Below are 17,939 nucleotides of genomic sequence, written 5' to 3' on the forward strand. Positions count from 1 at the left end.
CACGGTCGGGCGAAAGGCGGCTCAGCGGTTCCAATCGACCTGCCGTCAGGCCGCGATGTCGAGTGTCAGGATGGTCCCGTGCGCGGAGGAGGCGACGTTCAGATCGCCGTCGAGATACCGCACCATGGCCGAGACGATGCTGCCCCCCGCGCCGGAGACGCGCTTGCCGCCACGGGTGTCGAGCGTCCGGGTGCTTTCGTCGCTGGCCTCCTCGGTGCGTTGCTCGACCGTGGGCGCGTTGTCGGGCCAGGTGGACCCTTCCGGCAGGCCGATGCCGTCATCCTCCACCGTCAGGCGCAAGCTGCCGCGGGTCTGCCGGGTGAACCGGATCTGCACGACGCCTTCCTCGCGCCCTTCGAAGGCGTGTTCGAGCGCGTTGGTCACGAATTCCGTCAGCAGCAGGCCAAGGCGGGCGGCGGTCTCCATGGGAAGCTCGATCTCGTCGCAGGAGATGTTCAACCGGATCGAGGCGCGGCCGTCCAATGCGCCGATCGTATTGGCCACGCGGCTGAGATAGGCCCCGGCCGGCACCGTCTCCGCGCCGGCGGGGGCGACCCCGCTGGGCGAGAGTTCCTCGTAGAGCAGTGCGAGGCTTTGCACCCGATGGCTGAGCGCCTCGAAGGAGGCCTGGGTCACGTCCCGCCGGGATTGGATGCGGATCATGCTGACCACCATGGCAAGATGATTCTTCACCCGGTGCTGCAACTCGCGCAACATCCGCTCGCTCTCGCCCGAGACGCCTGCCTCCTGATCGGACGCGCCGGTCTTCATCTCGTTCTGGATGCCGAGAAAGGCCACCATCTTTCCTTCGTCGTCGCGGATCGGGGCGATCACGAGCTGGTTCATGAAGCGGGTGCCGTCGGCCTTCTCGTTCAGCAGATCGACGGAGACCGATTGCCCCTTTTCAATCGCCTCGCCCAATTTGCGCGCGGCGGCCGGGTCGGTATCTTCGCACTGCAGCAAACGGCAATTCCGTCCCAGGACGGCGTCTTTCTTGTAGAGCGTCACCTTCTCGAAGGCCTCGTTGACGTATACGAGCGGATTGTCTTCGAGATTGGGGTCGGTCAGGACCATCGCGATCGGTGAATTCTCGACACTGGCTTCGATATTGCTCCGATCAGGCAAGATGCCCTCCCCTTTCCCGATGCTGCAGAGACAGCGAATGGACCCATCCATGAAACAATGAGTGATGACGGGCTTATGGACAAGACCGGACCTCGACCTACCGGGGTCAGGGTCCTCATTTAGTGTAAAGAATTCAAGACAGGACAGCTTTCGCGCCCCCGCCGGAACGTAACAGGGCGACCCCGGAGGGCCGCCCTGTGTTCATCGCGTGCAAACCGCAAAGGTGCGGTGGCGGATGGCGTTGGCCGGGTCAGCGGACGTGTGCGTCCGTCTGTTCCGGCCGCCCAGGTTCGGGGATGACCCCGAGGCCCCGGGGCTGGCTTACATCATGCCGCCCATGCCGCCCATGCCGCCCATGCCGCCCATGTCGCCGCCGCCGGCGTTGCCGCCGTCCTTCTGCGGCTTGTCGGCCACCATGGCTTCGGTGGTGATCAGCAGGCCGGCCACGGAGGCGGCGTCCTGCAGCGCGGTGCGCACCACCTTGGCGGGGTCGATCACGCCGAACTTGAACATGTCGCCATATTCCTCGGTCTGCGCGTTGAAGCCGAAGGCCTTGTCGTTGCTTTCGCGGATCTTGCCCGCGACGACCGAGCCGTCCACGCCGGAGTTCTCGGCGATCTGGCGCAGCGGCGCTTCGAGGGCCTTGCGGATGATGTTGATGCCGACGTTCTGGTCGGAGTTCGCACCCTCCAGCCCGTCGAGCGCCTTGGCGCCCTGCACCAGAGCGACACCGCCGCCCACGACGACACCTTCCTGCACGGCCGCACGGGTCGCGTTCAGGGCGTCGTCGACGCGGTCCTTGCGCTCTTTCACTTCCACTTCGGACATGCCGCCGACGCGGATGACGGCGACACCGCCGGCCAGCTTGGCAACGCGTTCCTGCAGCTTCTCGCGGTCGTAGTCAGAGGTGGTTTCCTCGATCTGGCCGCGGATCTGGCTGACGCGGGCGTCGATCTCGGACTTGTCGCCGGCACCGTCGACGATGGTCGTGGTGTCCTTGGTGATCGCGACGCGCTTGGCGGAGCCCAGCATGTCGATGGTCACCGATTCCAGCTTCATGCCGAGGTCTTCGGAGATCACCTGGCCGCCCGTCAGGATCGCGATGTCCTGCAGCATGGCCTTGCGGCGGTCGCCGAAGCCCGGTGCCTTGACGGCCGCGATCTTCAGACCGCCGCGCAGCTTGTTGACCACGAGGGTGGCCAGCGCTTCGCCTTCTACGTCCTCGGAGATGATCAGCAGCGGCTTGCCGGACTGGATGACGGTTTCCAGCAGCGGCACCATCGGCTGCAGCGAGGAGAGCTTCTTCTCGTGCAGCAGGATGAGGCAGTCCTCAAGCTCTGCGGTCATCTTCTCGGTGTTGGTGGTGAAGTAGGGCGACAGGTAGCCACGGTCGAACTGCATGCCTTCGACGACGTCGGTCTCGGTCTCGAGGCCCTTGTTCTCCTCGACGGTGATGACACCCTCGTTGCCGACCTTCTGCATCGCGTCGGCGATCTGGCGGCCGATCTCGGCTTCGCCGTTGGCGGAGATGGTGCCGACCTGGGCGACTTCGTCGCTGTCGGTCACGTCACGGGCGGCGGCCTTGATGGCCTCGACGACCTTGGCGGTGGCCATGTCGATGCCGCGCTTGAGGTCCATCGGGTTCATGCCGGCGGCGACGGACTTCATGCCTTCCTTGACGATGGCCTGGGCCAGCACGGTGGCGGTGGTGGTGCCGTCACCCGCTTCGTCGTTGGTGCGGGAAGCGACTTCCTTCACCATCTGGGCGCCCATGTTCTCGAACTTGTCTTCCAGTTCGATTTCCTTGGCGACCGAGACACCGTCCTTGGTGATGCGCGGGGCGCCGAAGGACTTGTCCAGCACCACGTTGCGACCCTTGGGGCCCAGCGTGACCTTGACGGCGTTGGCGAGCGTGTTGACGCCCTTGAGCATGCGATTGCGGGCGTCGGTGTCGAATTTGACGTCTTTAGCAGCCATTTTCATGTGCTCCTGAATTTGGTTTCGTTGGGGGAAGCGGTCTTCGTCGGCTTACATCGTGCCGAGGATGTCGCTTTCCTTCATGATCAGCAGGTCTTCGCCGTCGATCTTGACTTCGGTGCCGGACCACTTGCCGAAGAGCACGCGGTCGCCGGCCTTGACGGCCATCTCGATCAGCTCGCCGCTGTCCTTGCGCGCACCGGCGCCGACTGCGATGACTTCGCCCTCGGCGGGCTTTTCCTTGGCGCTGTCGGGGATGATCAGGCCGCCTGCGGTCTTTTCGTCGCCTTCGATGCGGCGGACAAGCACACGGTCGTGAAGAGGGGTAAATGCCATCTGAAAGACCTTCCTTCGTTGCAGTTTCAATTCCGTTAGCACTCTGTCGTGGTGAGTGCCAGCGACCGGGAGATAGGCAAGCGGATGGATCGTGTCAACCGGATTGAATGACGGGATCCGGCGCAGGTCGGCGAAGGCCTGCTTGCCGTTCGGCGGCAGGCGGCAGGCGCGTTTTGGGCCGGGGACGCGGCACGGGACATCGCGGATGCGGGCGCGTCCATCGGGGCGGACGATCGTGTTCCCACGGTCGCCCTGCTTTGCAATCCGGACGGCGCACAAAGGGCGCAGCGCCGGGGCGTGCCGAAGCGATCGGAACAATTCGTCGCGGCGGGGATCAATTTTCCCCACCCGGCGTTGGCAGGCAAAAACCCGGGGGACCTTGATGCCACGCCAGACCTTGACGGACCGCGACCACGATCTGCTGTTCGGGGACGATGCGCTCGAACCCGGCGACGCGGTCGTGCACTTCGAACACGGCCTCGCCCGCTACGACGGGGAAGAGGAGTGCGACCTGGGCGATGCGCACCAGACGCTGACCACCTTTGTCTATCGCAACGGCGGCAAGATGATGCTGCCCGCCGAGGAGGGCCACGATTTCTGGCGGTTCGGCGCACCGGCCGACACGCTGACGCTGGACCGGTTGAAGTCCGACGACTGGGTCCGGCGGCGCGACGAGATGATCGTCGAGTTGCGCCAGAGCGCCGATCGCATGGTCGAGCTGGACCGCGCGCGCAAGGCGGCGAAGGCCTCTGCCCTGGTCCCCGACGCAAAAGCCCTCGCCGCCTTCGCGGACGGCTTCGGCCACGAGCCGACCGAGGACCAGGAGCGTGCGATCGCCGCCGTGCTGGAGGACCTGGGCCGGCAGACCCCGATGGACCGCCTGCTGGTCGGTGACGTGGGCTTCGGGAAGACGGAAGTAGGCTTGCGTGCGGCAGCCGCCGCGGCCCTGTCGGGCCACCAGGTGGTGCTCGCCGCGCCCACGACCGTGCTGGCGCGCCAGCACTACACCTCCTTCGCGGCCCGTTTCGAAGGCACGGGCGTGAGCGTCGCCGAACTGTCCCGCCTGACCGGGGCGGACGACCGCCGCGCGGTCCTCGACGGCCTGGCCAGCGGCGAGATCGGCGTCGTCATCGGCACGCAGACCCTGCTGGACGACGCGCTCAGCTTCGACGCCCTGGCGCTGGTGATCATCGACGAGGAGCAGAGGTTCGGCGAGGAACAGAAGGACAAGCTGCGCCACCTCGCGTCCGGCGTGCACGTGCTCAGCATGACGGCGACACCCATCCCGCGTTCGCTGGCCGCGGCGGAGGTCGGTCTGGTCGACGTGTCGGTCGTGGCGACGGCGCCGAAGAGCCGCAAGCCGGTGGAAACCCGTCTTGGCGTGCTGGACGAGGACACGATGCTGGCCGCCATCGCCCGGGAGACGGCGCGCGACGGGCAATGCTACCTCGTCTGCCCCCGCATCGCGGGGGTCGAGCGGATGGAGGCCCTGCTGAAGGAGCGCAAGGTCGATTTCAGCTACGTCGTGGCCCATGGCCAGATGACGGACGAGGACATGGCCGATGCCATGCTGCGCTTCATGGCCGGAGAGGTCGACGTGCTGCTGTCCACCTCGATCATCGAGAGCGGGCTGGACAACGGACGGGCCAACACGATGATCGTCTGGAACGCCGAGCGCTTCGGCCTGTCGCAGTTGCACCAGTTGCGTGGCCGGATCGGGCGCAGCCAGTTGCCCGCGCACATGCTGCTGATGACCGACATGGACACCGACGACGACAGCGACGCCGCGGCGCGCCTGAACGCGTTCTCGCGGATGTCCGAGATCGGCGCGGGGTTCCGGATCGCGCGCAAGGACCGTGACATCCGCGGCTTCGGCGCGCTCGACGGGACGGAGCAATCGGGGCAGATGTCACGACTGGGCATCGGGCTCTATCGGCACGTGCTGAAGAACCACGTGGAGGCGATCGACGGCTGACGCGCCAGACGCCTCGCTCAGCCCAGGCGGTAGAGGTCCACCACCACGCAGGCGGCCTGCCGCCGGCCCGTGCCAACGAAGAGCGTGCGGTTCACCCAGGCGTAGCGCGGATCCCCCGTTTCGAGCCGTGCGTGGGTGCGCATGTAGTAGGTGTCATGGGCCACGTCCTCGCCCCGGGCGATGGCGGCGATGACGTCCGGCGGGCCGTGGCGGTAGCCAAAGTTGACGATCTCGATCAGGGCGCCGTCGTCGGTCTCGAACCCGTAGCGGGTGTCGAGTTCCGCCACCCCGTCGGCGAAGATCGTCTGCCAGTCCGCCCCGAGGGTCAGGATCCGTCCCGAAAGATCGGGCCCCGTCACGGTCCCGCCGACAATGGGAATGATCCGGCGTTGCCCGGCGCGCCCGGCCCCCATCTCCCGGATTGGGCCGAGTTCGACGGTAAGCCGGCAGGCGAAGTCAAGCGCTGGCGGTTGCATGGATCCTCCGGGCGGTCAGGGTGTGCAGGCCGACGAGCGCCATGCCACCCGCGATCCCCAGCCACATGACCGGATCGGCCTTGGCCATCACGAGTGCGGCGCACCCCAGGCGCAGCGCGATCTCCCACGCGCGCAAGCGGGCCTGGTCGTAGCGCGCCAGGGCCGAGGCCAGAAGGTAGAGCGCGAAGATCAGTCGCAGCGACAGCAGGGCCAGGGCGGGGATGTCGACCTCTCCGGTGTAGCCGGCGATCAGGCTGCGCGCGCCGGTCTCGTCGATGATGGTGACGGCCTCGGGGATCAGCAGAAGTTCGGGGTAGAAGGCGAAGACGAAGGGGATCGTGAACATCACGATGCCCACGCGCACGGCGGCGAAGCCCGTGCGCATCGGTTCGGTCCGGGTGATCGAGGCGGCCGCGAAGGCCGCGATGGCCACGGGTGGCGTGATGGCCGAGGCCACGGCGAAGTAGAAGACGAACATATGCGCGGTGAAGAAGCTGACGCCCAGGTTCGACAAGAGCGGTCCCAGCAGCAGGGCCACGTTCACGTAAGCCGGCACCGTGGGCATCCCCATGCCCAGAAGGATCGCGCAGAGCATGGCGCAGGTCAGCGCCAGCATCAGGTAGACGGCGCCGACGATCCGGATCTCGAACCCGAAGAGCGAGAGGACCTGCGCGCGTTCCAGCCAGGAGGTGACGGCGCGCGTCAACTCTCCGGTCAGGCCGCTTTCGTTGAGGAAGGCCGCGATGATCGACACGGCGAAGAGCAGCAGGAACAGGCGCGAGATCAGGATGCCGCCGTCCGCGAGGGAGGCCAGGATCTTCGACGGCCTGGCCCGCGTCTCGGGGTCGAGGAACAGCAGGGGCAGCAGCACCGCGACCGCCCACCACCCCGCCGAGACGGCATCGCCCGTGGCATTGGTGATCGTGCGGGTGACGCCGCCGGGCAGGAGGCCGGCGAGGACCCCGGTGCTGACGGCGTCCTTGTTGCCAAGAAGCAGGAACAGGATCGTCAGGATCGGCAGGACGATGATAATCAGGTTCAGCCAGTCCTGCTTGTGCATGACCAGATCGTCGGGGACCACGCGCATCGCCTCGACCCGCTCGCGGCGGGCCTGGAAGACGACGGCGAGGAAGATCGAGAAGAAGAAGAACATCGCGGGCAGGAAGGCCGCCGTGATGACCTTGGTATAGGGCACCGACGTCAGGGCCACGAGCACGAAGGCCGCGACCCCCATGACGGGCGGCATGATCTGCCCGCCGGAGGAGGCCGCCGCCTCCACCCCGCCCGCGAACTGCGGCGAGAAGCCGTTGCGCTGCATCATCGGGATCGTCAGGCGCCCGGTGGAGAGCACGTTCGTGACCGGCCCGCCGGTGATCGTGCCGAACATGGCGGAGGAGACGATGGCCGCGTGGGCGGGTCCGCCGCGCAGGCGCCGGGTCGCGCGGACCGCCAGCTTGATGAGCGACACGCCCCCGGCGGAGGTCCCGAAGAGCGCGCCCAGGATCACGTAAGGAAAGACCTGGCTGACGACGATCTCCATGAAGCGGCCCATGAAGCCGTCTGGGGTGGTGAAGACGTTGGTCGCCTTCTCGATCGCGGCGGCGGTCGCGTCACCGCCGTCGGCGCCGAGCTTGGTCAGCAGGAAAGTATTGTCGGACAGATCGAAGGCCCAGATCAGCGCCGTGCCGATGGTGTAGATCACCACGACGCTCGCCACGGCGACCAGCGGCAGGCCCCAGACCCGCAGGTTGTAGAGAAAGAACAGCGTGATGATCGTGAACAAGAGCGGGATGATCCAGGTGCCGAAGCGCGCCTGGCAGGCAGGCACCTCGGCCTCGAACGACAGGCCCGGGATGGCCCCGGCGGAGCGTTCGGCCCCTTCCGCGATCAGCCGCGCGCGCTCTCCGGTGATCTGGTCGATCAGGCAGACCGAGTCGACCTCCACCAGGTAGCCGAAGGCCGCGAGGAAGGCGGCGAGGATGAGGCCCGCGTCCAGCAGGAACCCCGCCCAGGCCAGGTGCGGTTTCTCTTCGGACCAAGCGCGGTAGACGCTGGCATCCAGCGCGACGATGACCATCATCAAAAAGAAGACCGGCGGATAGAAATACTCCGTCGGGTAGCCGGAGAGGCGCAGGAAGGGGCGTCCCGTCACCTCGCGCGCCCAATCCTGCAGGCCCGCGATTTCCGGCAGGGTGTTGGCCATGCCGACCAGCACGAGCACCAGGGCAAGGCCCATGGCGACCGTCTGGCCGGTGCTCGGACGACGGGAGGAGGTCAGCATGGCGGGCACCTTCGCTGGGGGCTGTCGGGACGTCTTTCTTGGGGACGGCAGGCCGTCAGGGCCGCAGGCAGTCGGCGATGGTGTGGCCGGCCTCCTCGTAGGCGCGGATCGCGCCGGGATGCATCTTGACGTTCACGGCCCCGCAGGCGCCCTGGCTGACCCCGTCGATATCGCCGAAGCTGAGCATGATGAACTGCCCGCGCGGCGAGCTTTCGACGAAGCGCCGCTCGCCTTCGAGGTAGGCCCGGGTGATGTCGTAGGCCAGCTCCTCGTCCATGTCGGCGTTGACGATCTGGGCGAAGGCGGTGGCGAAGCTGTCGAAGGTGTCGTCGTCGGTCACGATGGTGATGTCGTTGCCTTCGTAGGCGGCGCGCACATCCTCGACCGGGAGCGAGAACGGGGCATGACCGGGGGCGGCCACGATCTGCTGGCCCAGCTCGCTGGCCAGAAGGTCGGAGGGCACGTCGTGCATGGTGATCCCGCCCGCGGCGGAGATGCTGATCTGGCGTCCCGAGGGCAGACCCTCCGGCATGGTCCAGGCGTCGACGGAGCCGCCCGTGACGGCCGATTCCGCGTCGGGCCATTGCGATTGCACGCCTTCGTAGTCGACCCCTTCCTGCGCTCCCGACAGCAGAGAGACCATCGCCCGGCCGGAGGTGAGTGCCGCCCCGCGCGGCGGGCCGTTCCAGATCCGCAGACCGTCGAGATCGCGGATATCCGCGACCGGGTTGGAGTTGTAATAGGCGAAGATCTGCGCCGAGCCCGCGTTGAAGAAGAGCGCGCGCAGATTCTCCGCCAGCGCGGCGCCCTGCTCTTCCCCGACGCCGCTGTAGGGGCCGATCCCGCGCGACAGCAGGAACGGCAGGATCAGCGGTGCGGGTGCGATGTCGAGCCGGCCTTCCGCCACCGCCTGGACCGAGTTGGTCAGGGTCGCCCCTTCGGTGACCTGCATCTGCGCCACGCCCGCGCTGTCGAGCACCGCCGCCAGCGTCGTGTCGATGTAATGCGGGGTCGAGCCGGGTGCCGTCGTCTCTGCCGTGAGGGTGGTCTGCGCGAAGGCAGCCAGCGGGGCGAGCGCCACGGTCGCGCCGAGAATCGTGGTCTTGAACATCGTTATCCTCCCGAAAACTCCGCGGCTTCCTCCAAAGTCGCGGCGCCCCGACATGGGGCGTTTCCCGAAGCCTTGCAGAAATTATATGACTTGTCACGTAAAATCAGATGGGGTCTTATCGCAGGCAGGGAGGCACCGCATGACCGAGCCGCAAGAGAGCACCACCGATCCGATCCGCGGACGGATCGCGCGCGAGCATTTGAACATCTTCTCGCGACTGCCGCCGGTCTATACCGCGTCGCGCCAGCAGGGCGCGAAGTTCCTCGCCCGTTGCGGGAATCTCTCGACCGTCGAATGGCGCACCCTGTGGGATCTGCACGAAGCGGGGCCGATGACGATCCGGCAGCTGGCGGTGATCCAGCGGGCGGATCATTCGCTGCTCAGCCGGGCCCTGCCCGACATGCGCCGCAAGGGGCTGGTCACCATGGCGCGGGACCGCAGCGACGGACGCCAGACCATCGTGAAGCTGACGCCCGCGGGACGCGCCGCCTATGACCGGGCCGCCCCGGTCATGGCCCGCCGCCGCGCCGCCCTTGCGGAGGTCTTCTCCGCCGAGGAGATCCGCGCCTTCGTGGGATACCTCGACCGGCTGGAAGCCTTCCTGCGCCTGCCCGTCGAGACGCATTTCGAGACCGAGGAGACCCCATGACCGACCGTCCCAACGTGCTGTGGATCATGGCCGACCAGCTGCGGTTCGACTACCTGTCCTGCTACGGCCACCCGCACCTGCACACGCCGCATATCGACGCGCTGGCCGACCGCGGGGTGAGGTTCACCAATGCCTACGTGCAGTCCCCGGTCTGCGGGCCGTCGCGGATGTCGGCCTATACCGGGCGCTACGTGCGCAGCCACGGGTCGACCTGGAACGGCATGCCGCTTCGGGTGGGGGAGCCCGCGCTGGGCGATCACCTGCGCGCCGCGGGCGCCCGCGCGGTGCTCGTCGGCAAGACACACATGACGGCGGATGCGGAAGGCATGGCCTGGCTCGGCATCGACCCCGACAGCCAGATCGGGGTCCAGGTCTCGCAATGCGGGTTCGAGCCCTTCGACCGCGACGACGGGTTGCACCCCGACGGGCCGCGCCAGAACTGGTCGGCCTACGACGACTACCTGGTGGCGCAGGGCTATGCCTCGGACAACCCGTGGAGCGATTTCGCCAATTCCGGGCTGGACGCGGACGGCGCGCGGCTTTCGGCCTGGCTGCTCAAGAACTCGCGCCTGCCCGCCGACGTGCCGGAGGAGCATTCCGAGACCGCCTACATGACCGACCGCGCGATCGAGTTCATGCGCCAGGCGCAGGCCGACGGTCGCCCCTGGCTGTGTCACCTGTCCTACATCAAGCCGCATTGGCCCTACATCGTGCCCGCCCCCTACCACGACATGTACGACGCGCGGCACATCGTGCCCCCGATCCGGTCGGAGACCGAGCGCGAAACCGATCATCCGCTGATGCGCGCCTACCTCGACGCGCGGGTCTGCCGCAGCTTCTCGCGCGATACGGTGCGCGAGCACGTGATCCCGGCCTACATGGGGCTGATCAAGCAACTCGACGACAACCTCGGACGGCTATTCGCCTGGATGGATGCGGCCGGGTTGAGCGAGAACACGATCATCGCCTTCACCTCGGATCACGGCGACTACATGGGCGATCACTGGATGGGCGACAAGGATTTCTACCACGAGATGGCGGTGAAGGTGCCGTTGATCCTGGCCGACCCCCGGCCCGCCGCGAAGGCGGCCCACGGCACCGTGTCGGATGCTCTGGTCGAGATGATCGACCTTGCCCCCACCTTCATGGCCGCGATGGGCTGTCCGCCCAAGCCGCATGTGGTGGAAGGCCGCGACCTTGCGCCGATCCTGCAGGGGGTGGAGGGCTTTTCTCGCCGCTATGCGATAAGCCAGCACGACTACCACTGGTCCGAAATGGCGCGCACGCTGGACCAGCCGCAGGAGCATGCGCATACCACGATGATCTTCGACGGGCGCTGGAAATACATCCGCTGCGAAGGCTTCCGCCCCGTCCTGTTCGATCTGCAAGGCGACCCGCAGGAACTGACGGACCTCGGCGCCTCGGAGATACCCGAGCACAGCGAGGTGCGTGCCCGGATGGAGGCCGCCCTGCTCGACTGGGCGACGCGGCACCACACCCGGATCACCGCCACGCCCGCCGTGCTGGAGCGCCAGAAGAAGGCCGCCGAGGGCGGTATCCTGATCGGCTTCTGGGACGAGGCGGAATACGAGGCGGCCACGGGCCTGACCTTCGGCGATCGCACTCCGGTCAGGCCGGACTAGCCCGCGAGACCGTCTGCCGGACCTTGCAACGGCAGGGCGGGACCGGCGGCGGGGCGTGAGCGCGCGCGCCCTGCGGGATCGCGATTTCAGTCGGAGCAAACCGGATAGCGCCGGGGGCGCCCTGCTTCAGTCGAACTCTACCAGGGGATCGAGGTCGTCTTCCTCGACCGCCGCATCCGTCAGGGCATCGAAGACCACGTAGAAGGTGGAACCGACGCCCAGCTCGCTTTCATAGCTGATGGTGGCGTTGTGGCGCTCGACGATCTGCTTGGTGATATTCAGACCCAATCCGGTCCCGCCGACCCGCCGCACGTCGGAGGAATCGACCTGGCTGAACTTGCCGAAGACCCGCTCTTCCGCGTCCTTGGGAATGCCGAGACCTTCGTCCTCGATCGAGATGCGGACGGTTTCGTCCGTCCGCTCGACCCGCACCGTCACCGTGCCGCCTTTCTCGGAGAACTTGAGCGCATTCGACAGCAGGTTGTTGAGGACCTGTATCAGGCGGTTGCGGTCGCCCGCGATACGGGAATCGTCGCGGCAGGGAACGACTATGACGTGGATGTCGAGCTTGCTGGCGTAACCGGCGGTGGCGTCGATGGCTTCCCTCACCAGGGCGTTCGCGTCGATCGGATTGAACTGGAAGACCATTTCGCCGGCCTCGATCTTCTGCATGTCCAGAAGATCCTCGATCAGCGTGGCAAGCCGCCGGCTGTTCCGGGCGGCGATCTCGAGCGGGGGCCTGGACTTCTCGGGCAGTTCACCGAAGGCGCCGCCGTTGACCAGCTCGAGCGAGCCTATGATCGAGGTCAGGGGGGTGCGCAGCTCGTGGCTGACCGTCGCGAGGAACTGGGATTTCGCGGCCAACGCGGCCTTCGACCGCCGGTTCTCGGCCTTGATGACCCGCATCTGCTTGAGCTGCAGCTGGTAGTCACGGAAGAATTTCAGCGACATGTCGCCGACGAAGAAGAGCACGAAGATGATGGTGAAGAATTCGAGCCAGATCGGCGAATTCAGCTCTGGCGCGTAGCGCACAATATCGAGAAAGGCGATGAAGATGAAACCGATCGCGTAGATCGACAGGCGAAGCACCAGGATGCCGATCATCTGACTGTTGTACATGGCCGCGAAGACAGAGGCCGAGAACAGGAAGAACAGCGACATGAAGTGGCCGCCCGTCTTCTGCTGGATCGCGATTTCGATGATGAAGGCGCAGATTGCCACGGCGCTCAGGACGGTGTTGCGGGCGATGCGGATCAGGATCGCCCGGCCGATCACCGGGTCCTTGCCGTCCCAGACCTCTGCCTGGCGCGCCAGGCGCTCGTCGAGGAACTCGGTGATGACGACGATCCCGTAGAGGAAGATGATCCTGACGGGGTCGAAATAGAACGCAGACAGGATCGCCGCGACAATAAAACTCGCCTGGCGCCTCCAGACGAGCTTCTTGGAAAGGATCAGATAATCCTTGATCCTCTGCTCGCGACCTCGGGAGCTGAACCAGCTCTCCCAGACCGCCGTGAGGGAACCTGCGCCCTTCATGAGTACCTTCACCGGTTAAACTTTATAACAAGCTATTTAACCTTTACGTCAAAAGTTAAGCTAGCTGCGTACAGATTACGCCACAACGGTGCCGAATTCAGGGCAGTCATTCGGATAGGTGTATTTCACGAAGTAGGCTGGCGCCCGCGATGGATAGTAGCGAATATACGCCGATGCTCAGGCCGCCGAGGATCGACCTTTCTTTGACGCGGCGTAAATTCCGGAAAGCTCGGGGAAATCGATGTTGGATTGCGGAATCTCGTCCATCGGGCCGAAGACCGGCGTGCGCGCCAGAACCGCGGCGCGTTGTTCGCGAACCTTTGCGGTCAGAAGGTGGACTGGTTTCGCGAGCCCCGGATAGCTGCGTGCCTCGAGCGCAGGCTCGTAGCCGAGGTAGCGGCAGTAGAACGCGGTATGTTCGGCCCGCACCGGGGCCAGCGCCAGGTCGACGTCGTAAAATATCGTCGCGAGGAACGGGACCCGCAGAACAAGGAAATGCAAGGGAACCTTGTTCTTGCGCGCCGACGGATCGATGACGAAGCGTGTCGAATCAAGAACCGTCCGCCCCCGCGCGACGTCGTCCAGCACTTCGGGGAACACCTCGAGTGTCGGCGCAGAGAACGATAATCTTGAAACGAGATGTAGGCGCACAGCCGCCGCGATCTCCCCGTCGATATCAACCGCAACATGCACGCAATTCGGGGTTTCGTCGTAAGCGTCGGTCATCAGGCCGCGCTCGTTTTCGGGAATGGAGTTTTCGGCTCGATAGCAATCGTAGCGCAGCCGGTAGATTTCCTCGAGGTCCTGCTCCTCGGTCAGGACGCGGTATTGGGCGCGGTTCAATGCGCTGATGACACGGTCGCTCATGATGGGTCCTTTCGTCTCGGCGAATTCAGGCACGCGCCCGGGCCACGATCAGATCGCTGTAGCCCCGATAGACGGTTTCCTGCCGATGGATATCGAACCCGGCGGCGGTGACGGCCGACGCGAACTCCTCTGCCGTGTGGGTCCGGTACACGCCTTCTGTCTGCGCCCGCTCGATCGCCGTGTTCTGCTTCGCGATCTCCCGGGACTGCCAGAGGATCCGCAGCGCACGGAACACCCCATGCTCGCGGCGCAGGTGCGAAAAGAGGTAGGCGCGCCAGTCCTTTACGTCCAAGCGTCGGCCCAGATCGATGAGATAGAGCCACCCGCCCGGGCGCAGCAAGCGCCGCAGGTCCGCGAGGCGCCGATCCGGGTCCGGCATCGTGTAGAGCGCGTGGACGCAGACCACGAGGTCCGCCGTGCCCGGCGCGTCGACGGATTCGAGCGTCGCGGTATCATAGGTGATGTTGCGGAAATCCGACAGCTTGCGCCGTGCGACGGCGATCATGCCTTCGTGCGGTTCCACCAGGCGGATCGCGCTGCCGGGGCAGCAACGCGCGGCAATCTGGGTGTAATTGCCGGTGCCGCCACCGATATCGACGATCCGGTCGGGGGTTTCGATCGTGGCCAGGAACGCCTCGAAATCCCGCTGCAAGGCCCGGTATTCGGGATTGTGGTCGGACAGCAGGTCGTATTCGGAAGCATAGGCGTTCCAATCGGCCTGCGTCCCCCGGCTGACGGTCCCGCCGTCGACAAGATCGGCGGAAACCGATCCCTGGGATTGCACCTGCGATGACATGGTCGGAACCCTCCAAGGTTCAATTCTTGAGAACTCGATAAGGGCACTGGCCGTTAGTAAACTGATTACCTCCTTACCGTAGTTTACAAATTGTTCTGTTGCGAAGAGGCGAAAACAAAAATTTATCAACCAAGCGGGGATTTTGATCCGATCGCACCCGTTCTGGAAACAAAACGGGCACCCCGTGAACGTCCCTGACCGTCGATCACCCCTTGGCGTCGCCCCCGGGACCGGGGGCGATCACGAAATGTTTTCCTGCGATAGAGCATGAAAATCGAACCGGAACGCAGGATCGAGCCTTCGCGGCCCTATGTCGATCTAAGCACTTTGCACGGGTCTTTTGCGCCGGTTGGTTTGCCCGGACGGACGACGCGCTGAAGCAAAAATGTGACACATTAAAGGCAAAGTTGTCTTGTTTACGAGTTGTATTGCCACCTGTCCGACACACTTCGGCCCCGGTTTTCGTGGATGGCTGCACAGGCCAGCCTGCCGCCGCATCCGAGGGTTCCCATGACAGACGCCACAGACCAGTTCCGCATGTGCGAAATGGACTTCGTCGCGTATTTCCTCGATCTCGTGGACTGCGACAACGACAACGCGGCCCCCGACCCGACGTTGTCGCGCGGCACCGCGTCCGTGCGGCAGAGGGCGGCCGGTATGGTCATCGGACCGATGGTGCCTGCAGCGGGGACATGGCGCGTCTGACCGCGCGGGCTGCGCATTCTGCCAGGCGCGGTCGCGTTGCTAAGCGCTAGAACCTTACGGGGCCATGAGACACTATTTCGGGGTCACGCAGGCCCGCTGTCGCCGTGACGCGCCTGTTTTTTGAAAACCGCTGCACGTTCTGCGCAAGCGCGGTGCGCGCGCCTAGTCCTTGAACCGGCAAACCCCTTTAGTAGGTCGCACATCGCGCGGGCGGACCGAATCACCCGGGCCGGAATGCCGGGCCGGTGCGTTCGAAACCGGGGCCTTGAAAATCGCCGCCGGACTTTTCCACCGTCAGACGGCCAGGGCACAATGACGGGCGGTCAGATCGCCCCAGGACGAAAAGAAGGCCTCTTCCAGCGCGTCGCCCTGCCGGGCCTTCGACGGGCGCGGCGTCTTCGGGACAAGGCCGCGGTCCAGCGCCTGCCGCGCCTCGGTCGCGGAGCCGAAGGGCAGCACCGTCGCACCACAGGCCGCATGATCCATCATCCCGTCCACGTTCGCGCAGATCACGGGAAGACCGGCGGCCAGCGCCTCGATCGCCACGAGGCCGTAGGCCTCCCACCGCGAGGGCATCACGACCGCGTCGACGGATGCGAAGGCGGTGGTCGGCGTCTTGGCGAACCCCTTGAAGTGGATGCGCGTGTCGTCTCCGGCGAGGTTCCGCAAGGCGCTTTCTTCCTGTCCCTGTCCGTAGATATGCAGGGCGATATCCGGATCGGGCAGGCCCCGGAACGCGGTGATGAGTGTGTCGAATCCCTTTTGCGGCTCGAGCCGCCCGATCGCCCCGAAGACCCGGACCGGGCCTGAGCGCGCCGGCAGCGCGCGGAAGGTCGAAAGATCGACGCAGGACGGAATCGCTTTGATCTTGGCCGCACGGCACAGGTCCATCCGTTCGAACCATTCGGCCTGGGCCTCGCTCACGGCCACGATCCTGTCGAAGACCGCGAACCCCAGCTTCAGCATGGTGAAGAAGCGCCCGGGCCTTGCCACGTTGTGGGCAACGAAACCGGCGGTGTAGCTGTGCTCGACGTGGATCATCGGCGTTCCGGGATTGGCGGCCCGCAGGGCGGCGAGCCCCGGCAGACCGCGCCAGTTCAGCGTCAGGTGAGAGACGATCATGTCCGCCTTCAGCCGCTCGGGCTTCAGGCCGCCGCGGGCGACCTGCCGCGTGACGTGGCACGCCTGCGCCTGCAGACGGTCCGAACCCACGAGGAAATCGACGACACGCATGACCCCTCCGGCGGTGGTGTCGTCGACCAAGTGCAGAACGACGGGACGGCGGCTCACGAGCGCTGCGCCTTCAGCGGCAGAAACGAGGCGGTGATGGCCTGCCCGCCCAGGCGCAGCACGGCGGCGGCGGCCAGCGTGGTCAGGGTCTTGACCGGCTCCTCGATCAGCGGCACCCGGGACTGCGCGAAGGCACGGGCGACCATCTGCCAGGCCCGTTCGCCATCCCCGTCGCTGACCGCCCGGCGCGCCAGGTAGCGCAGCTGGTACGCGCGCGCCGTCGGCGCAAGGCGGGTCATCACGGCCGGATCCAGTGGCGTCAGCTTGGCGATCATCCGCTCCCACGAGGCCAGTTGCCGGTCGGTCGCGGCAGAAAGGCCGCCCGCGCTGATACGGTAGCGGGTCAGCAGGCCGGGGACGCCTTCGAACTGCCAGTTGGTGGTCAGCGCGATGCGCATCCAGCACTCGATGTCCTCGGACTGGCGGAAGGTCTCGTCGAAGTACCAATCGCGCCGCGTCTCGAAGGCCGGGCGATAGGCGATCTCATCGAAGACCGCGCGGCGGATCACGGGGGCCGATCCGTTGCCGATGGGGTTGCGCTTGAGGATATGGGCCGCGTCGATACCGGTCAGGCGCGGACGCTGGGCCTGCTTGAGAAAGGCGCCCTCGTCGTCGATCAGCGCGGAGCCCGCGTAGCTGACGCCGACCTGCGGATTGTCGTTCAGGTGCCGGACATGCGCCTGAAGCTTCCACGGCTCCCACAGGTCGTCGGCGTCGCAGAACCCGATCAGCGCCCCCTTGGCTTCGGCGATGCCGGTATTGCGCGCGCCGGCAAGGCCCCGGTTGCGCTGCTGCACGAGCCGCAGGCGCGGATCACGCTGAAGGCTGCGCACGACCGAGGCGGTGCTGTCGGTGGACCCGTCGTCGACGACCACGATCTCGAAATCACGGAAGGTCTGGGCCAGCAGGGCCGAGAGCGTGTCCTCCAGGGTGCGGGCGGTGTTGTAGGCGGGAACGACGAGGGTGACGTGCGGCATGATCGGTATCCTTTCGGAGGTCAGACGGGAAGAAGGCGGGTGGCCGGGATCGGGCATGGTGCACCGTCGGCGACGAGCGTGCTTTGGCGCGTGGGTGTTTGCATGCGAGGTGTCTCCCGGGGGGCGGTGTCTGGGTCTGTTCTAGGGGATGGGGGGCGGCCCTGTCGCGCGCGCCTCCGGGGAGGAGAGGCGCGC

At 66.1% G+C, this 17,939-nt stretch carries 15 protein-coding genes; 4 read left to right on the plus strand and 11 right to left on the minus strand.

What is annotated here, in order from left to right; genetic code table 11:
- Positions 1 to 45: 45 nt before the first annotated feature.
- The 3 genes from EU805_RS14430 to EU805_RS14440 form a co-directional block, all read right to left on the minus strand.
- The gene (locus tag EU805_RS14430) at positions 46 to 1,125 is read right to left on the minus strand and encodes a PAS domain-containing protein (RefSeq protein ID WP_165351963.1); all 1,080 of its coding nucleotides are present in this window, start codon (positions 1,123 to 1,125) and stop codon (positions 46 to 48) included.
- A gap of 321 nt (positions 1,126 to 1,446) precedes the next feature.
- A complete protein-coding gene (gene groL, locus EU805_RS14435; RefSeq protein ID WP_129764694.1) occupies positions 1,447 to 3,102 on the minus strand; it encodes a chaperonin GroEL in 1,656 nt (551 codons plus the stop codon).
- A gap of 51 nt (positions 3,103 to 3,153) precedes the next feature.
- Positions 3,154 to 3,438: a co-chaperone GroES gene (locus EU805_RS14440; RefSeq protein ID WP_129764695.1), complete on the minus strand. Its 285-nt coding sequence runs from the start codon at positions 3,436 to 3,438 to the stop codon at positions 3,154 to 3,156.
- A gap of 382 nt (positions 3,439 to 3,820) precedes the next feature.
- Between EU805_RS14440 and EU805_RS14445 the strand changes: the two genes are divergently transcribed.
- Positions 3,821 to 5,413 (plus strand): DEAD/DEAH box helicase, encoded by a 1,593-nt coding sequence (locus tag EU805_RS14445; RefSeq protein WP_165351964.1) that lies wholly within the window; start codon positions 3,821 to 3,823, stop codon positions 5,411 to 5,413.
- A 17-nt stretch (positions 5,414 to 5,430) separates the two neighbouring features.
- Here the strand turns inward: EU805_RS14445 and EU805_RS14450 are convergent, their stop codons facing one another.
- Genes EU805_RS14450 through EU805_RS14460 form a run of 3 tightly spaced genes read right to left on the minus strand, consistent with a single transcriptional unit; the run spans position 5,431 to position 9,281 of the window.
- On the minus strand, positions 5,431 to 5,889 hold the full coding sequence (locus EU805_RS14450; protein WP_129764697.1) for a DUF3237 domain-containing protein: 459 nt from the start codon (positions 5,887 to 5,889) through the stop codon (positions 5,431 to 5,433).
- Positions 5,870 to 8,170, minus strand: a complete 2,301-nt coding sequence (locus EU805_RS14455; RefSeq protein WP_242494179.1) for a TRAP transporter fused permease subunit — start codon at positions 8,168 to 8,170, stop codon at positions 5,870 to 5,872. The genes EU805_RS14450 and EU805_RS14455 overlap by 20 nt, the downstream gene beginning before the upstream one ends.
- Positions 8,171 to 8,225: 55 nt before the next feature.
- Positions 8,226 to 9,281 (minus strand): TAXI family TRAP transporter solute-binding subunit, encoded by a 1,056-nt coding sequence (locus EU805_RS14460; RefSeq protein ID WP_165351965.1) that lies wholly within the window; start codon positions 9,279 to 9,281, stop codon positions 8,226 to 8,228.
- A gap of 139 nt (positions 9,282 to 9,420) precedes the next feature.
- On the opposite strand from EU805_RS14460, the gene EU805_RS14465 reads away from it, so the two are divergent.
- Positions 9,421 to 9,930: a MarR family winged helix-turn-helix transcriptional regulator gene (locus EU805_RS14465; RefSeq protein ID WP_165351966.1), complete on the plus strand. Its 510-nt coding sequence runs from the start codon at positions 9,421 to 9,423 to the stop codon at positions 9,928 to 9,930.
- A complete protein-coding gene (locus EU805_RS14470) occupies positions 9,927 to 11,573 on the plus strand; it encodes a sulfatase-like hydrolase/transferase (protein ID WP_129764700.1) in 1,647 nt (548 codons plus the stop codon). The genes EU805_RS14465 and EU805_RS14470 overlap by 4 nt, the downstream gene beginning before the upstream one ends.
- A 126-nt stretch (positions 11,574 to 11,699) precedes the next feature.
- Here EU805_RS14470 and EU805_RS14475 read toward each other — a convergent pair whose 3' ends face one another.
- From EU805_RS14475 to EU805_RS14485, 3 genes are all read right to left on the minus strand, one after another.
- Positions 11,700 to 13,109 carry a cell wall metabolism sensor histidine kinase WalK gene (locus EU805_RS14475; RefSeq protein WP_129764701.1) on the minus strand — a complete coding sequence of 470 codons (1,410 nt, stop codon included), beginning with the start codon at positions 13,107 to 13,109 and terminating at the stop codon, positions 11,700 to 11,702.
- A gap of 177 nt (positions 13,110 to 13,286) precedes the next feature.
- Positions 13,287 to 13,976 (minus strand): acyl-homoserine-lactone synthase, encoded by a 690-nt coding sequence (locus tag EU805_RS14480; RefSeq protein ID WP_129764702.1) that lies wholly within the window; start codon positions 13,974 to 13,976, stop codon positions 13,287 to 13,289.
- A 25-nt stretch (positions 13,977 to 14,001) separates the two neighbouring features.
- Positions 14,002 to 14,772 carry a trans-aconitate 2-methyltransferase gene (locus tag EU805_RS14485; protein ID WP_129764703.1) on the minus strand — a complete coding sequence of 257 codons (771 nt, stop codon included), beginning with the start codon at positions 14,770 to 14,772 and terminating at the stop codon, positions 14,002 to 14,004.
- Positions 14,773 to 15,282: 510 nt separating this feature from the next.
- Between EU805_RS14485 and EU805_RS14490 the strand changes: the two genes are divergently transcribed.
- Entirely contained in the window at positions 15,283 to 15,477 is a 195-nt protein-coding gene (locus EU805_RS14490; RefSeq protein WP_129764704.1) for a hypothetical protein, read from the plus strand.
- A 294-nt stretch (positions 15,478 to 15,771) separates the two neighbouring features.
- On the opposite strand, the gene EU805_RS14495 is transcribed toward EU805_RS14490, so the two are convergent.
- The gene (locus tag EU805_RS14495) at positions 15,772 to 16,767 is read right to left on the minus strand and encodes a glycosyltransferase (protein ID WP_242494180.1); all 996 of its coding nucleotides are present in this window, start codon (positions 16,765 to 16,767) and stop codon (positions 15,772 to 15,774) included.
- Positions 16,764 to 17,744 (minus strand): glycosyltransferase family 2 protein, encoded by a 981-nt coding sequence (locus tag EU805_RS14500; protein ID WP_129764705.1) that lies wholly within the window; start codon positions 17,742 to 17,744, stop codon positions 16,764 to 16,766. The genes EU805_RS14495 and EU805_RS14500 overlap by 4 nt, the downstream gene beginning before the upstream one ends.
- Positions 17,745 to 17,939: the final 195 nt, after the last annotated feature.

Source organism: Salipiger sp. IMCC34102, assembly GCF_004145405.1.
Classification (GTDB): domain Bacteria; phylum Pseudomonadota; class Alphaproteobacteria; order Rhodobacterales; family Rhodobacteraceae; genus Loktanella.

What these genes read in the sequence shown, in the direction of transcription:
- EU805_RS14455 (WP_242494179.1), bottom strand. Translation starts at nt 8,170, where the DNA reads ATGCTGACCTCCTCCCGTCGTCCGAGCACCGGCCAGACGGTCGCCATG.
- EU805_RS14445 (WP_165351964.1), top strand. Translation starts at nt 3,821, where the DNA reads ATGCCACGCCAGACCTTGACGGACCGCGACCACGATCTGCTGTTCGGG.
- EU805_RS14490 (WP_129764704.1), top strand. Translation starts at nt 15,283, where the DNA reads ATGACAGACGCCACAGACCAGTTCCGCATGTGCGAAATGGACTTCGTC.
- EU805_RS14440 (WP_129764695.1), bottom strand. Translation starts at nt 3,438, where the DNA reads ATGGCATTTACCCCTCTTCACGACCGTGTGCTTGTCCGCCGCATCGAA.
- EU805_RS14475 (WP_129764701.1), bottom strand. Translation starts at nt 13,109, where the DNA reads ATGAAGGGCGCAGGTTCCCTCACGGCGGTCTGGGAGAGCTGGTTCAGC.
- groL (WP_129764694.1), bottom strand. Translation starts at nt 3,102, where the DNA reads ATGGCTGCTAAAGACGTCAAATTCGACACCGACGCCCGCAATCGCATG.
- EU805_RS14460 (WP_165351965.1), bottom strand. Translation starts at nt 9,281, where the DNA reads ATGTTCAAGACCACGATTCTCGGCGCGACCGTGGCGCTCGCCCCGCTG.
- EU805_RS14485 (WP_129764703.1), bottom strand. Translation starts at nt 14,772, where the DNA reads ATGTCATCGCAGGTGCAATCCCAGGGATCGGTTTCCGCCGATCTTGTC.
- EU805_RS14500 (WP_129764705.1), bottom strand. Translation starts at nt 17,744, where the DNA reads ATGCCGCACGTCACCCTCGTCGTTCCCGCCTACAACACCGCCCGCACC.
- EU805_RS14480 (WP_129764702.1), bottom strand. Translation starts at nt 13,976, where the DNA reads ATGAGCGACCGTGTCATCAGCGCATTGAACCGCGCCCAATACCGCGTC.
- EU805_RS14465 (WP_165351966.1), top strand. Translation starts at nt 9,421, where the DNA reads ATGACCGAGCCGCAAGAGAGCACCACCGATCCGATCCGCGGACGGATC.
- EU805_RS14450 (WP_129764697.1), bottom strand. Translation starts at nt 5,889, where the DNA reads ATGCAACCGCCAGCGCTTGACTTCGCCTGCCGGCTTACCGTCGAACTC.
- EU805_RS14470 (WP_129764700.1), top strand. Translation starts at nt 9,927, where the DNA reads ATGACCGACCGTCCCAACGTGCTGTGGATCATGGCCGACCAGCTGCGG.